15 protein-coding genes are annotated in these 13,946 nt (G+C 64.7%); 13 read left to right on the top strand and 2 right to left on the bottom strand.

The window, feature by feature from the left end; all coding sequences use genetic code 11:
- Positions 1-28: 28 nt before the first annotated feature.
- The 13 genes from V8192_RS11130 (at position 29) to tatC (ending at position 11,921) form a co-directional block, all read left to right on the top strand.
- On the top strand, positions 29-1,471 hold the full coding sequence (locus V8192_RS11130; RefSeq protein WP_341633135.1) for a DUF1800 domain-containing protein: 1,443 nt from the start codon (positions 29-31) through the stop codon (positions 1,469-1,471).
- Positions 1,472-1,473: 2 nt separating this feature from the next.
- Positions 1,474-2,634, top strand: a complete 1,161-nt coding sequence (locus V8192_RS11125; protein WP_341633134.1) for a DUF1501 domain-containing protein — start codon at positions 1,474-1,476, stop codon at positions 2,632-2,634.
- A gap of 93 nt (positions 2,635-2,727) precedes the next feature.
- Positions 2,728-3,036 carry a hypothetical protein gene (locus V8192_RS11120; protein ID WP_341633133.1) on the top strand — a complete coding sequence of 103 codons (309 nt, stop codon included), beginning with the start codon at positions 2,728-2,730 and terminating at the stop codon, positions 3,034-3,036.
- 70 nt (positions 3,037-3,106) lie between these two features.
- Positions 3,107-4,840, top strand: coding sequence for an arginine--tRNA ligase (gene argS, locus V8192_RS11115; RefSeq protein ID WP_341633132.1), 1,734 nt, complete (start codon positions 3,107-3,109; stop codon positions 4,838-4,840).
- On the top strand, positions 4,840-5,592 hold the full coding sequence (locus V8192_RS11110) for a hypothetical protein (protein ID WP_341633131.1): 753 nt from the start codon (positions 4,840-4,842) through the stop codon (positions 5,590-5,592). The genes argS and V8192_RS11110 overlap by 1 nt, the downstream gene beginning before the upstream one ends.
- Complete coding sequence (locus V8192_RS11105; protein ID WP_341633130.1) at positions 5,589-6,254, top strand: SPOR domain-containing protein; 666 nt, start codon at positions 5,589-5,591, stop codon at positions 6,252-6,254. The genes V8192_RS11110 and V8192_RS11105 overlap by 4 nt, the downstream gene beginning before the upstream one ends.
- Entirely contained in the window at positions 6,254-7,261 is a 1,008-nt protein-coding gene (gene nagZ, locus V8192_RS11100; RefSeq protein ID WP_341633129.1) for a beta-N-acetylhexosaminidase, read from the top strand. The genes V8192_RS11105 and nagZ overlap by 1 nt, the downstream gene beginning before the upstream one ends.
- A gap of 113 nt (positions 7,262-7,374) precedes the next feature.
- Complete coding sequence (locus tag V8192_RS11095) at positions 7,375-8,994, top strand: S10 family peptidase (RefSeq protein WP_341633128.1); 1,620 nt, start codon at positions 7,375-7,377, stop codon at positions 8,992-8,994.
- A 45-nt stretch (positions 8,995-9,039) separates the two neighbouring features.
- Positions 9,040-9,813 (top strand): segregation and condensation protein A, encoded by a 774-nt coding sequence (locus V8192_RS11090; protein WP_373276342.1) that lies wholly within the window; start codon positions 9,040-9,042, stop codon positions 9,811-9,813.
- Positions 9,810-10,379 carry an SMC-Scp complex subunit ScpB gene (gene scpB / locus V8192_RS11085; RefSeq protein WP_341633126.1) on the top strand — a complete coding sequence of 190 codons (570 nt, stop codon included), beginning with the start codon at positions 9,810-9,812 and terminating at the stop codon, positions 10,377-10,379. Before V8192_RS11090 ends, scpB begins: the two co-directional genes overlap by 4 nt.
- A 25-nt stretch (positions 10,380-10,404) precedes the next feature.
- Positions 10,405-10,698 carry a twin-arginine translocase TatA/TatE family subunit gene (locus V8192_RS11080; protein ID WP_341633125.1) on the top strand — a complete coding sequence of 98 codons (294 nt, stop codon included), beginning with the start codon at positions 10,405-10,407 and terminating at the stop codon, positions 10,696-10,698.
- A 15-nt stretch (positions 10,699-10,713) separates the two neighbouring features.
- Positions 10,714-11,082: a Sec-independent protein translocase protein TatB gene (tatB, locus tag V8192_RS11075; protein ID WP_341633124.1), complete on the top strand. Its 369-nt coding sequence runs from the start codon at positions 10,714-10,716 to the stop codon at positions 11,080-11,082.
- On the top strand, positions 11,079-11,921 hold the full coding sequence (gene tatC / locus V8192_RS11070; RefSeq protein WP_341633123.1) for a twin-arginine translocase subunit TatC: 843 nt from the start codon (positions 11,079-11,081) through the stop codon (positions 11,919-11,921). The genes tatB and tatC overlap by 4 nt, the downstream gene beginning before the upstream one ends.
- Positions 11,922-12,053: 132 nt before the next feature.
- Here the strand turns inward: tatC and V8192_RS11065 are convergent, their stop codons facing one another.
- Together V8192_RS11065 and V8192_RS11060 are read right to left on the bottom strand one after the other, a co-directional pair.
- Positions 12,054-13,586, bottom strand: coding sequence for a sensor histidine kinase (locus V8192_RS11065; RefSeq protein ID WP_341633122.1), 1,533 nt, complete (start codon positions 13,584-13,586; stop codon positions 12,054-12,056).
- Positions 13,587-13,607: 21 nt separating this feature from the next.
- Entirely contained in the window at positions 13,608-13,802 is a 195-nt protein-coding gene (locus V8192_RS11060; protein WP_341633121.1) for a NepR family anti-sigma factor, read from the bottom strand.
- Between the last annotated feature and the right edge of the window lie 144 nt (positions 13,803-13,946).

Genomic DNA, 13,946 nt, shown 5'->3' with positions numbered 1-13,946 from the left:
AAGATATTCGTCCCGCGAGGAGACGGGGATGCAATCGTCGACGATCGCGCTCAGCCGCTTCGGGCTTGGCGCCCGGCACGGGGATCAGTCGCCAGCCGACGCCCGGCGCTGGCTTGTGCGGCAACTTGACCGGTTCGATGCGCGTCCACAGGCGCTAACCCAGGTGCCGCAACGCGCCGACGTCATCGGCCAGCTTGCCGATTATCTGCAGGAGCAACAGACGGCGGCCCGAGCGCGCCGGCAGGTGCAGCCTGCCTCGATGTTGACGGGGATGCCGCAGCAGCAGGGCGACGAGCAAGCCGATCCGGTAAAACGCTATCTGAGGCAGAGTATCCGCGAGGACTATCTCGTGATGAACTCCGCGCGGCTTCAATCAGCGCTCACGACGGACAGCCCCTTCGTCGAGCGACTCGTCCATTTCTGGGCAAACCATTTTGCAGTCTCGATCGACAAGCTGCCGGTGATCGGTCTTGCGGGCCTGCTGGAGTTCGAGGCCATCCGGCCACATGTGCTGGGCACCTTCTCCGACATGCTGATCGCCGTCGAGCAGCACCCGGCGATGCTCGTCTATCTCGACCAGGCGCAGTCGATCGGTCCCAATTCGCGCGCCGGGGAGCTTGCGGCCCTGCGCGGCGGAAAGAAGCGCGGCCTCAACGAGAATCTCGCGCGCGAGATCATGGAGTTGCACACGCTTGGTGTCAGGACCGGTTACAGCCAGGCAGACGTGACCGAGTTTGCCCGCGCTCTCACAGGGTGGACTGTGAGCGGTCTCGGCCGGGGTCCCGCCGCCCGCCTCATCGGCGGCACTCCCGGCCAGTTCCATTTTGCGGACGTACTCCATGAGCCAGGCACCCGGACCATCATCGGCAAGAGATATGGCCAATCCGGCGAAGCCCAGGCCCGCGCAGTTCTTCTCGACCTCGCCCAAAGCCCCGCGACCGCAAGGCATCTATCGACGAAGCTTGCCCGCCACTTTGCAGGCGACGACCCACCTTCGTCGCTGATCGAAAGGCTGAGCAGGGCCTACCTGTCGAGCGGCGGCAAGCTTCCCAGCGTCTACCGGGCGCTCATCGAATCCCCGGAACCCTGGCTGCCCCAGCCTCTCAAGTTCAAGACGCCGTGGGAGTGGTCCGTTTCAGCGCTCCGGGCAATGGATCTGAGAACCCTGGACGCCCCGGCTGCAGCGAACCTCCTTCGGCAACTCGGCCAGCCCACGTGGCAGCCGGGATCGCCAGCTGGCTGGGATGATGTCGCGGCAAGCTGGGCCGGGCCCGATGCGCTCGTGCGCCGTGTCGAAGTCGCGCAGCGCCTCGCCGACAGGGGAGGCAGGACGATCGACGCCAGGGCTCTTGCCGAAGAGCTTTTTCCAGGTTCGCTCAGCGCTTCGACGCGCACTGCCATCGCGCGTGCCGAAAGCCCTGCCGAGGGGCTCGCACTTCTGCTCGTCAGCCCCGAGTTCGTTAGGAGATGACCATGCTCACGCGCAGGACCTTCATCGTCTCCGGAACCGCGGTCTCGGCCCTTGCGGGCTTGGGATCGCCCAGCCTGGCCCTGGCCAACGCCAACACCGAGCGTCGGTTCGTATTCATCATTCAACGAGGAGCGGCCGACGGACTTTCGATAGTCGCTCCAACAGGGGACCCAGGCTTTGCCGCCGTCCGCGGAGATTTTGCCCAGGATTCGGCAGGAGGGACAAAGCTCGGCTCCTTCTTCACACTTCATCCAGCGCTGACCGAGGTGGGGAGGATGTACTCCCAAAGGCAGGCGTTGTTCGTTCACGCAGCGGCGTCCCAGTACCGCGACCGCTCCCATTTCGATGGCCAGAACGTGCTCGAGACAGGCGGCTCGGCAGCCTATCGATTAAAGGATGGCTGGATCAATCGCCTGCTCGGCCTTCTTCCCGCCTTGGAGGCAAGGGCGCTCGCGCTCTCGTCGACCGTGCCCATGGCGCTGAGGGGCGCTCACGAGGTTTCCTCCTACGCCGCAAGCCAGTTGCCCAGTCCGTCCGATGAACTGCTCGCCCGCGTCGATGCTCTCTACGACAGCGACCATCAGCTTCACTCGTTGTGGTCGGCCGCGATGGAGACGCGCACGAGGGCAGGAAATTCGATGCAGGCCGGAGGCGGCCAGAAGGGCGCTGCGACTGGAACGCTCGCCGCCAAGATGCTGCTTTTTGGCGAAGGTGCGCGCGTCGTAATGATCGAGACCAACGGCTGGGATACGCATTCCGCGCAGCGCGGTCGCCTGAACGCGCAGCTCAGGGACCTCGACCAGACGCTGGCCGCCCTCCGCACCGGCCTTGGGGCGGAATGGTCGAATACGCTGGTGATCGTTGCTACCGAATTCGGGCGCACCGCACGACCCAACGGGACTGGCGGAACCGACCACGGTCAGGCCTCGGCGGCTATGCTCCTCGGCGGCAGTATCGCTGGAGGCAAGGTGATTGCCGACTGGCCCGGCCTGTCGGACGCGGCGCTCTACGAGGGACGCGACCTCAAGCCGACGACCGATCTCGATGCGCTCATCGCAGGCGCGCTGGCGCAGCACTATGGGCTCGAGCCTGCGCACGTGATGAGGGCGCTCTTCCCCGAAAGCCGTGGATCGGCGCTCCAGGCGGCGCTGGTGCTCAGCTAGCAGGACCCGGTTTCCTTTCCTTAACCACCACGCGCGATGATGCGGCCGATGGGGTGCAAGCGGGTCATTGTTCGAAGCGCATTGTGCGCGGCAATGCTGGTCGTGCTCGCCGGGCCATCGGCTGCTGCACCCGGCGAACCGCTGATCGTGACACCGCTCGGCAACCCTGACCCGGGTCTGGTTGCAGCGCCCGAGCCGCAGCTGATGCTTACGAAACTGCACAGCGGCGATGACCGCGATTCGGCTATCGAGGAGGCAATACAGAGCTTTGGCCGCGCCATCGGACAGGCCTCGCGCGCGGACCAGCAGGCCATCGAGGCACGCTGCCGATCCGGCCAGGCGAGCGCCAGTTCGGCCGATCGCTTCGCCTGGGCCGCCACGTGCCAATACGTCCGTCACTGACACCTTGAAGAGGTGACGCGCGAGCCTTGCTGCGCTAGAGGCGCCGCTTCCCAGCAGTGGTGGACGCGAATTGAGCCTCTACGCCCAATATTCCGCGCTCCTTGACGGAGTGCTTGATGACCTCGTCGCCGAAGGGTCGCTGCCAGCGGGCCTCGATCGCCGGATCGTGACGGTCGAACCGCCGCGAGATCCGTCTCACGGCGACCTCGCGACGAACGCGGCAATGGTGCTTGCCAAGCCCGCGGGCACGAACCCGCGCGCGCTTGCCGAGCTGATCAAGAGCAAGCTCGAGGCCGTGCCGACGGTGATCTCTGCGGCAATCGCCGGGCCCGGTTTCATCAACCTTCGCCTCGTGCCCGATGCGTGGCGCGACGAGCTGCGCACGATCCTCATGCAGGGTGAGGCCTATGGCCTTTCGACCGTCGGCGCCAACGAACGCGTCAACGTCGAATATGTCTCCGCCAACCCGACGGGCCCGCTGCACATGGGGCATTGCCGCGGCGCGGTCGTCGGCGACAGTCTTGCGCGGCTTCTGGAGGCCGCGGGATTCCGCGTCACCAAGGAATATTACGTCAACGATGCGGGTGCCCAGGTCGATACGCTCGCAAGGTCCGTTCAGCTGAGATACCTTGAGGCCCTCGGACAAGACATCGGAGAGATCCCCGAGGGAATGTACCCGGGCGAATATCTGAAGCCCGTCGGCACGATCCTCGCTGCTGAACATGGCGACACTTATGTCGGAAAGCCGGAGGCCGAATGGCTGCCAGTGTTCCGCGAGGCTGCAATCAAGGCGATGCTGGACCTCATCCGCTACGATCTTGGCCTTCTCAACATCCACCACGACCGGTTCTCGTCCGAAGCCGAGGTTCAGAAGAGTGGCGCGGTCACGGAGGCCATGGAGGTGCTCCGGGGCAAGGGCCTCGTATATGAAGGCACGCTCGAACGTCCCAAGAGCCTCAGTCCGCACGACGAATGGGAGCCGGTTCAACTCACTCTCTTCCGTTCGACCCAATTCGGTGATGACCAGGACCGGCCGATGAAGAAATCGGACGGCAGCTGGACCTATTTCGGCGCCGATGCCGCGTATCACTGGCAAAAGGCCAAGGAGGCGGATCACCTCGTCGACATCTGGGGCGCCGACCACGCCGGGACGGTCAAGCGCGTGCAGTCCGCGGTTACCGCGCTCACGGACAAGCGGGTCGATCTCGACGTCAAGCTCGTCCAGATGGTCCGCCTGTTCCGCGGCGGTGAGCCGGTGAAGATGAGCAAGCGGGCAGGCGACTTCGTGACGCTCGCGGAAGTGGTCAACGAAGTCGGCCGCGACGTCGTCCGCTTCATGATGCTCACGCGACGCGCCGACGCTCCGCTGGACTTCGATTTCACCAAGGTCGTCGAGGCTTCCAAAGACAATCCTGTCTTCTACGTCCAATATGCGCACGCAAGGATCAGCTCGCTCAAGCGCAAGGCGGCCGAGGCGGGTCTCGACCTTGGGAAAGAGGCCGACCTTGCACTCCTCGACGAGGAGGAACTCGGGCTCGTGAAGCGAATGTCGCAATATCCGCGAGTCCTCGAAAGTGCTGCGCTTGCGCACGAGCCGCACCGGATTGCCTTCTACCTTTATGATCTCGCCGCCGAGTTCCATGCCCTGTGGAACCGCGGAAACGATGCTCCCGACCGCCGTTTCCTCATCGAGAATAATCCACAACTTTCGCGGGCGCGGCTGGAACTCGCGATGGGAATCGCGCAGATCATCAGAAGCGGCCTCGATCTGATGGGGGTCGCTGCAACCGAGGAGATGCGTTGATGAGCCGCGTCGATACGGCGGCCCCTGACCGGCTGCCGTGGCTCCCAGACGAACCTTCGCCGGCCCCCGTGAGGCGGCAGCCAGGTTCGGTCGTTCCCTGGACGGTAGGGGGGGCGATCGCGATCGTCGTGGCCGGTGCCTTCTGGCTCGGAGCCCGCAGCTTGAACACGCAGGGTCCCCAAAATCGCACGCGCGGCGAGGCGTCGACCACGGTGCATTTGCCCGCTCCGCGGGCAATGGAGCCGCAAGTCAGGATTTCCGCTCCGCCAGAGGTTCGGCCTGTTGCCGCTCCCGAGGTCCGACCCACACCCATTCACGAGGTGCACGTTGTCCCTCCGCGACCGGCCAAATCCCACGCAGCGCCGGCTCCCGAAGCCTCATCCGGGGAGAAGCTGGCGGCGCAAACGGCGAATATCGCCCCGCCGCCTCAACCGGCCCGGTTCGTGCCCCCCAAGCCTTGGGACCCCCGCATCTTCCAGGGGGCCTCGGGCAGACTCGTCCAGATCGGCGCCTTCGGGACCACTCACCAGGCCAAACGGGGCTGGTGGTTCATGGTCCGCGCCTATCCGGCCGTTGCTCATTTGCCTGCGGTCGTGCGAACGAGCCGCAATTCCAGGGGGCGGGCCTTCTACCGCTTCCAGGTTGGCACCACCTCGCAGGCGCATTCCGAGATCCTCTGCCAGCGGATGCAGCGCATCGGGCTGAGCTGCGCTGTTGTCGGCCTTCCGTGGAAGGCCAAGGTCGAACGGTGACCGACGACCGTAGCCTGGATGAGCCTCTGCCGTGGCTCGCGCCCGTCGAAGACGAGGACGAGCCGCGCGGCATCTCGGCCCGGCGCATGCTCGTCGCGCTTGCCGTCGTGGTCCTTGCCGGCGTGGTGGTCGCCGGGACATTCTTCTGGCTTGGCCGACGGGACACGGTCGTGAACGGACCGCCGGAGCTGATCAAGGCGCCGCCAGGACCCTATAAGATCAAGCCTCCGAACCCGGGCGGGCTCGACATCAACGGCGAAAGCGAGACCGCGTTCGAGACGAGCGCGGGCGAGGACAAGGATTCGCAGCTCGACCTGAACAAGCTGCCCGAGACTCCTGTCGCAAAGCCTGTGAAGACCGCGCCCAAGCCCGCGCCTGCGGGCGAGGCGAAGGCGCCCGCGGCGGCCGAGGCCCCGGCATCGCCGCCCGCTGGCGGGTCCGGCAGCATCGTTCAGCTCGGCGCCTTCGCAAACCAGGCGCAGGCCGAGCGCGCATGGACCGTCCTGTCGGCCCGATTCCCGAGCGTCGCATCGCTCAGCAAGATGATCATACCGTTCTCGGGAGGCATTCGGCTGCGCGCCGGTGCGCCTTCGCCGGCCCAAGCCAAGCAGGTCTGCCAGACCCTCAAGGCCGCCGGCGAGAATTGCTTCGTCGCGCAATAATGCAGGCCGCGATCTACGGACTTGAGGGCGTTGCGCTCACGAACGAGGAACGAGGCTTCTTCCGTGACGCGGAGCCCGCCGGCTTCATCCTGTTCAGGCGGAACTGCGAAACGCCGGATCAGCTACTGCGGCTCACCGACAGCCTGCGTGCGCTTTCAGGCAAGGACGACCTTCCCATCCTGATCGACCAGGAAGGGGGCCGGGTCGCCCGCATGCGGCCGCCTGAATGGCCGGCCTTTCCCGCAGCCGAGAAGTTCGCGATCCTCTACCGCGCAGCGCCTTCTTCGGCGATCGAGGCTGTCCGCGCCAATGCACGGGCGCTTGCTCTGATGCTCCGGTCGGCCGGCATCAATGTCAACGCGCTGCCGCTGCTCGACGTCCGACAGGAGGGTGCAAGCGACATCATCGGCGACCGCGCGCTCGGATCCGAGCCGATGCAGGTCGCAGCGCTTGGCCGCGCCGTCCTGACCGGCATGGCGTCGGCAGGCGTTGTCGGGATCATCAAGCACATGCCGGGACATGGCCGGGCGCTCGTCGACAGCCACAAGGAACTGCCGGTCGTCAGTGCGTCTGCCGCGGACCTCGAGACCGACCTCGAGCCGTTCGAGCGGCTCGCGTCCGCCCCGATGGGGATGACCGCCCACGTCGTCTATACGACCTGGGACCCTGACCGGCCGGCGAGCCTTTCGCCGATCGTGATCCGCGACATCATCAGGGAGCGGATCGGTTTTGACGGCTGGCTGATGAGCGATGACCTTGGCATGGAGGCGCTGCGCGGTGATTTTGGGGACCGCGCCGCAGGGGTGATCGCAGCGGGGTGTGACGTTGCGCTGCACTGCTCGGGCAAGATGAACGAGATGGTCGCGGTGGCAGCCGCGGTTCCTGCGATGAGCGCGGAAGGCCACGATCGACTGGAACGCGCCATGGCCGAGACTCGAATCGATCTCGACCGCATTGATTTTGCTGAGGAAATTGCCAAGCGCGATCAGTTGCTCGCGCTCGTCTAGTCCGTCGTTCGTCGACGCTACAGGCCTCTTCGTCGACCGTCATGCGCGTTGGCCAGGATTGGCGCCAAGTTCGGGCCAGTTTCCTGTTACCCTATCCAAAGAGAAGGTTCCTGATGCGCTTCATGCTTGCTGCGTCCGCTGCCGCTTTGCTGCTTTCGACCTCTGCTCTCGCCCAGAACGCAGGGTCTTCCGGCGACAAGCCCAAGAGCCTCGATGCGATCCACAGCGAACAGATGATCGAGCAGGCAAAGTCGGGCTATGCTGACGCGCCGGTAGATGAGCGCACGGTGCAGACGCGGCACAGCGCATCGGTTGGCGGCCGCACAATTCCCTACACGGCGACTGCCGGCACGCTCACCATTCGGGATGTCGCGGGCAAGCCCAAGGCAAGCATCTTCTACACCGCCTACACGGCCGACGGCGCGTCAAGCGCCGGGCGCCCCGTCATGTTCTTCTATAATGGCGGGCCGGGTTCGGCATCGCTGTGGCTGCGCATGGGGTCGTTCGGACCGATGCGAATCCAGACCGGAAATCCGGAGACGATCCGGCCGGCCCCGTTCAACTTCGGCGCAAACCCGGACACCTTGCTCGGCTCGACCGATCTCGTCTTCATCGACGCGCCCGGCACCGGATATTCGCGGCCGCTCGGCGATGCGAAGGGCAGCGATTTCTACGGCGTCGACCAGGATGCCGACGCATTCTCCCGCGCTATCATCCGCTACGTGACCAAGTTCGGTCGCTGGGACAGCCCCAAGTTTCTGTTCGGCGAGAGCTACGGAACCACGCGTTCAGGCGCGCTTGCCTACCAGCTCCAGGACCGCGGACTCGCGCTGAACGGCGTCATTCTCCTCTCCTCGATCATGAATTACGGCCGGCGCCAGCCTGGGCTCGACCGGGACTATCTCAACTATCTGCCGAGCTATGCGGCGACGGCCTGGTACCACCACAAAATGGCCAATGCTCCCGCAACCGTTGATCAGGCCGCGGCCGAGGCCCGGGCGTTCGCGCAGGGACCTTATGCAGCAGCCCTCGAGAAGGGTCAGACCATCAGCCCCGAGGAGCGTCATTCGGTTGCGCTGCAGATGAGCGCACTCACCGGCCTCTCACCCGAGTTCATCGAGCGGGCCAACCTGCGCGTCGACCTCTCCCGTTTCCGCAAGGAGCTGCTGCGGAGCGAGCGTGAAACGATCGGCCGCTACGATTCGCGCTATACCGGCGTCGATCCTGATGCCGCCGGCGAGAGCCCGGACTATGATGCTTCCGATACGGCCATCAGCGGCGCGTTCATCGGCACGCTCAACACCTATCTGGCACGCGATCTCGGCTACCAGACCAACATGGCGTATCGGGCGAGCGCGAGCGAGGAAGAGGGTTTCAAGTGGGACTGGAACCACAAGGCGCCGGGAGCGCGCTTCCCGCTGCAGTCTCCGGACACGGCGCTGGATCTTGCCGCGGCCATGCGCCAGAATCCCTATCTCAAGGTCCTGTCGCTGAACGGCTGGTATGACATGGCGACGCCATTTTTCGGCACCGAATATGATCTCAACCACATGATGCTCGAGCCGGCGCAGGCACGGAACCTCCAGTTCCGCTACTATCCGTCCGGCCACATGGTCTATCTCAACCCTGACGCGCTTCACTCGATGCGTCTGGACGTCGAGCGTTTCGTCTACGACGCAGTCGGCGAGGCCCGCGGCGGAACGCCTGTGGCGGCACCCCGCCGCCGGCACTAGTTATCCCCAACAGAATGTGGCCCTGCCTTCGCAGGGCCACAACTAATGGTTATTATCCCTGCCGTGGACGAGGATTTCGAGGAACGGCCGTTCCGCCAGTCGGATGAGTTCAATCTCAATCTCGACGGCTGGGAGGGTCCCCTCGACCTTCTGCTGACCCTTGCCCGCGCGCAGAAGGTTGATCTTGCGCAGATCTCGATCCTTCAGCTCGTCGAACAATATCTCGCCTACCTCTCTGAGGCGCGGGCGCTCAAACTGGAAATCGCTGCCGACTATCTCGTGATGGCGGCTTGGCTTGCGTACCTCAAATCCTGCCTGCTCCTGCCCAAGGATCCGGAGCAGGATCCCAGCCCTGAAGAGATTGCCTTGCGGCTCCAACTGCGGCTCCAGCGCCTCGATGCGATGCGCGAGGCAGGTGCGCGGCTGCTTGGGCGTGACCGCATCGGCAGGGACGTGTTCCTGCGCGGGGCGCCGGAGGGGCTGAGGCTCGTGCGCAAGGCCGCCTGGCAGGTGCGAGACTTCGACCTGTTTGCCGCCTATGGCGCGGTCCGGGCCCGAACGGCGCCCGCGATGCACGTGGTCCATGCACGGGCCGTCATGACTCTTGACGAAGCCATCGAGCGCGTGGGCCGCATGATCGGCATGGCGCTTGACTGGACCTTTCTCGAAACCTTCCTTCCCTCGACCACTGACCCGCAGTTCCGAAGGTCGTGTCTCGCGTCGAGCTTCCTCGCCGCGCTCGAGCTTGCCCGGCGAGGCCGGCTCGACATTGCCCAGGACGAAGCGTTCGCCCCGATTTGGCTGAAGAGGGCAGCGTGACGGACGAGCTGGTGCGAGCAATCGAAGCGACGCTTTTTGCTTCGGCATCCCCACTCGGCGTCGAGGAAATCGCCGAGCATGTGGGCGAAGGCGAGATCAAGGGAGCGCTGGAGGAGCTTGCCAGCCAGTATGAAGGACGCGGAATCGAGCTCGTCGAACGGGCTGGCCGCTGGCACTTCCAGACCGCGCCGGACCTTGCTCACCTGCTGCGCCGCACACGCGAGGAGCCGCGGCGCCTGTCGCGGGCGGCGACCGAGACATTGGCGATCATTGCGTATCACGAACCCGTCTCGAGGGCGGAAATCGAGGCAATCCGCGGCGTCCAGATTTCGAAAGGCACGCTTGACGTGCTGATGGACGCCGGCTGGGTGCGGCCGGCCGGGCGCAGGGAGGGCCCCGGCCGGCCGTTGCTCTATGCGACGACCCAGGATTTCCTTACCCACTTCGGCCTTGGTTCGCGCCGCGACCTGCCGGGGATCGATGACCTCAAGGCGGCGGGACTTTTGGACCCGCTCGATGAGTCAGTCTTCCAGCTTCAGCTGGAAAGCGACGACCAAGGGGACTAGATAGCCCCGCAAAGGAGTTTCCCCGATGGGCGGTTTTAGCATTTGGCACATTCTGATTCTTGCGGTCCTCGTCCTGCTTTTGTTCGGCGGGAACCGGTTTTCCGCGATGATGGGAGACGTCGCCAAGGGCATTAAGAGCTTCAAGCAGGGAATGGCGGACGAGGATGATGACAAGATGCGGCGCTATGACGAGCAGCGCCGTGCCGATCCGCCCCGCCAGCTTCCGCGCGACGAGGCCCGCCCGCAGGAACCGATCGACGTGACGCCGCGTCCCGCCGAGCCCGCGGCGCCGCCGCCGCGAGACGACGAAGTCCGCTAAGCTCTCCCAACGCTCATGTTCGGCGTTGATTCTTCCGAGCTGGCCGTCGTCGCCATCCTCGCACTGATCTTCATTGGTCCCAAAGATCTGCCGAAGGTCATGCGTACCGTCGGCTACTGGGTGGGCCGCGTGCGCGGCATGGCCCGGCATTTCACCGCCGGCCTCGAGAACATGGTGCGCGAGGCGGAACTGGAGGAAATGGAGAAACGCTGGCGCGAGGAGAATGAGCGGATCATGCGGCTCCATCCCGCACAGCCCGAGCACGGTGAAGTCGGCCAGCCCGACGAGATGCCGCCGGTCGCGGACATCCCTGAACCCAGGCTGCCGTTCTCCGAAGCTCAGGCCGAAGACGAGCTGCCGCCTGAAAAGCGGCCGCTGCCATGAAAGACATCGACGATAGCAAGCAGCCGCTTCTTGAGCATCTGATCGAACTGCGGCGACGGCTTCTGTGGTCGCTGGCAACTCTCGTCGCCTGCTTCTTCGTCTGCTTCTATTTCGCCAAGGACATATTCGCCGTGCTGGTCCAGCCGCTGCTGCGCGCCGGCCAGGGCAAGCTCATCTACACGGACATATTCGAGGCCTTCTTCACGCAGGTGAAAGTCGCTTTGTTCGCGGCCATCATGCTGGCCTTCCCGATGATCGCGACGCAGCTCTGGCGGTTTGTCGCGCCGGGCCTCTACGCCAAGGAGAAAAAGGCTTTCCTGCCGTTTCTGATCATGACGCCGTTCTTCTTCGCTGGGGGGGCATGCTTTGCCTATTTCGCAGCGATGCCCTGGGCGCTCCATTTCCTCCTCAGCTACCAGGGCAATATCGGCGGCATCCAGCAGGAGGCGCTGCCGGGGGTCGGAAATTACCTGACTTTCGTCACAAGATTCCTCTTCGGTTTCGGCACCGCCTTCCTGCTGCCGATTCTCCTCATGATTCTCGAGCGAGCCGGCATCGTCACCCGCGAGCAGCTTGCGAAGTCGCGGCGCTACGCGATTGTCGCCTCCGCTGCGGTCGCTGCCGTCCTGACACCGCCCGACGTCGTCTCGATGCTAATGCTGCTTGTGCCGCTCTATGGCCTCTACGAGCTTGCGATCCTCGCTATCCGCGTGACGCATTGGCGCGAGGCTCGCCGGGCGTCGCGTTCAAATCCTCAGGTGGTGACAATGCCCCAGACAGAAGAGGGCCCGGAAGCGCCACCGGGGGGGGGGAGGGTTGGCGGTTCCGGGCCCATTTAAGCGGATAGCGAGAGCGGGGGGGCAAAAGGTCACTATCCGAACAGCATAACGCCCGTTCTTCGAAATGGGTTCCGGGCTGTCTCAAACTTTTGCGTTTTTTTTGGCTGTCGCCGTAACGACTGGCGGGGGCGGCTAAGTTGATGGAAATACAGGCAAATCTACGCTGTACCGACCAAGCTTGCGGTCGAGCGCGGATCGCAGCTGCTTGGCAAGTCCGCCGACGATCCTTTCGAACTGCACTTTTTCCGGATCGTCCTTCTCGTCGGGCACAAGGACCGGGCTGGTGAGCGCGAGGCGGGCCGTGAGCTCGCTCGTCCGCCGCAGCGAAAGCTCGACCGGCTCCTTGGGCGCGTGCAGCATCGCGAATTCGACGACTTCCGTGACCAGGAACGCGACCGCTACCGCGGCATCCTGCGTCGTATTGAGAGAATCGATGTCGAGTTCGACCATCAGCCCGCGGGCTGCGTCCGGCGCACTTGCCCTCAGTTCCGCCGCAAGCTCGGTAACCAGCGGCCGAAGAGCGATCCCGCGGTTCTCCTCCATTTCGGCAAAGTGGTTCCGGTGGACGATCGAGAGTGCACCGACGCGCCTGCTGATCCCGGCATAGGCCCCACGGGCTTCGGGGCTCTCGGCACTGCGGCCGTGAATGTTCAGAAGCGATGCGACCACCTGGAGATTGTTCTTCACGCGGTGATGGACCTCGCGCACCAGGCGCCGCTGCCCTTCGAGAGCTCCGCTCATTTCAAGCTCCGATTCCTCGGCGCGGGCGATTGCGCGCCCGAATGCGTCGCGCAGTTCCTGGATTTCCTCACTGGGCCCGAGTTTCTGCGGGAGGACGAGAGGGCCCTCGCCGGGCCGATAGGCAACGACCGCCTGCTCGAGATGCTTGAGCGGTCTGATCAAGAGGCGGCTGACCAGCAGCCAGGTGAGGAGGGCAGCGGCAATCCACATCAGGAGGGGAAGCAGCAGAAGCAGCCGATCGATGGTCGCGATCCTGCGGTGCGCCATGCCGATTCGTGCGTACAGATCCTTGTTGCTGATCGGCCAGTCGCTGAAAGTGAGGCTTGGATCGGGGCCAGGAGCGGGACCCAGAAGACGAAGCTCACGCATGTCGTCGCGAAGCACCAGGCTGCGGAGGGTTGATGCAACTTGCGAGGCCGCCGTCCGAAGCTCGTCGGTCGAAAGAACCGCCGTTGCCTCGCCCTTGTCGACGCCAACGCGGATTGCGACGCCATCCCCTGAAGGAGCGATGCGGACTCGAATCTGTCCCGGCCCCACCACGGGCAGGTCACCGGTGTCTCCGACCTTGCCGATTGCGCAAAGAGGCTTGCCGTCGGGCGTTTCCAGTTCGAAGCTCTGCGCAACGGCAGGCGCGATCGAAAGCGACTGCGTCGTCCGTTCGCAGGCTCCGTTCGTGCCGCTTGCAAGGGCTCCATTGGCCGCAATGCGAAGCGCCAGCGCGTTCCGCGCAATCAGGCTCTCGATCGATCCGACGGCGGCGCGTGACTGGTCCTGGTCGCGGCCTTCCAGCGCGGTATTGGCCTGCCGAATCCCGCTTTCGCCAATCCAGGCGAGCGCGATCCCGATCGGCAGCAGGACGGAGGTCAGGATGAGCAGAAGCTTGGCTGCCGTCGGCAGCCGGGCGAAACGTTCCGCCAGCGTCATGCGATCCTCCGGACGGAGGTTCTAGGTGAGCTTTCCAAGCAGATTAAGGAAATCGTCGGGAACGGCTTCACGAAGCGTATCATCGTAAGCCGAGCGTAACGCGCGGCCGAGATCGCTGGAGCGCTGCCTGCGCGCGCCCCGATCGGAAGCTGCGGACTTCTTCGAGCGCCTGGAATCTCCGGCTCCCTCCGTGTCGCTTCGCTTCTTCGCACTCAACTCCAGTCCCCCCTACGCGCGGGTCCTTGCGCGCTCATAATCAACTCTTTCCACGGTGCAACCGGCTCGTTGCTAAAGCCACGAACAGGCGACTGTCCCAAGACGATACGCATCGGGCCGACCGCTACGCAGCACAATTGTGCC

It is taken from the genome of Sphingomonas agri (assembly GCF_038148795.1).
Lineage (GTDB): Bacteria > Pseudomonadota > Alphaproteobacteria > Sphingomonadales > Sphingomonadaceae > Sphingomicrobium > Sphingomicrobium agri.
The sequence above is the reverse complement of the archived record's forward strand: the minus strand, read 5'-3'. Positions and strand labels throughout refer to the sequence as shown.

Bases quoted from the DNA above. Each gene is read 5' to 3' on its own strand.
- V8192_RS11130 (WP_341633135.1), top strand. From the start codon at position 29: ATGCAATCGTCGACGATCGCGCTCAGCCGCTTCGGGCTTGGCGCCCGG.
- V8192_RS11125 (WP_341633134.1), top strand. From the start codon at position 1,474: ATGCTCACGCGCAGGACCTTCATCGTCTCCGGAACCGCGGTCTCGGCC.
- V8192_RS11120 (WP_341633133.1), top strand. From the start codon at position 2,728: ATGCTGGTCGTGCTCGCCGGGCCATCGGCTGCTGCACCCGGCGAACCG.
- V8192_RS11110 (WP_341633131.1), top strand. From the start codon at position 4,840: ATGAGCCGCGTCGATACGGCGGCCCCTGACCGGCTGCCGTGGCTCCCA.
- nagZ (WP_341633129.1), top strand. From the start codon at position 6,254: ATGCAGGCCGCGATCTACGGACTTGAGGGCGTTGCGCTCACGAACGAG.
- V8192_RS11095 (WP_341633128.1), top strand. From the start codon at position 7,375: ATGCGCTTCATGCTTGCTGCGTCCGCTGCCGCTTTGCTGCTTTCGACC.
- V8192_RS11090 (WP_373276342.1), top strand. From the start codon at position 9,040: ATGGTTATTATCCCTGCCGTGGACGAGGATTTCGAGGAACGGCCGTTC.
- V8192_RS11080 (WP_341633125.1), top strand. From the start codon at position 10,405: ATGGGCGGTTTTAGCATTTGGCACATTCTGATTCTTGCGGTCCTCGTC.
- tatB (WP_341633124.1), top strand. From the start codon at position 10,714: ATGTTCGGCGTTGATTCTTCCGAGCTGGCCGTCGTCGCCATCCTCGCA.
- tatC (WP_341633123.1), top strand. From the start codon at position 11,079: ATGAAAGACATCGACGATAGCAAGCAGCCGCTTCTTGAGCATCTGATC.
- V8192_RS11065 (WP_341633122.1), bottom strand. From the start codon at position 13,586: ATGACGCTGGCGGAACGTTTCGCCCGGCTGCCGACGGCAGCCAAGCTT.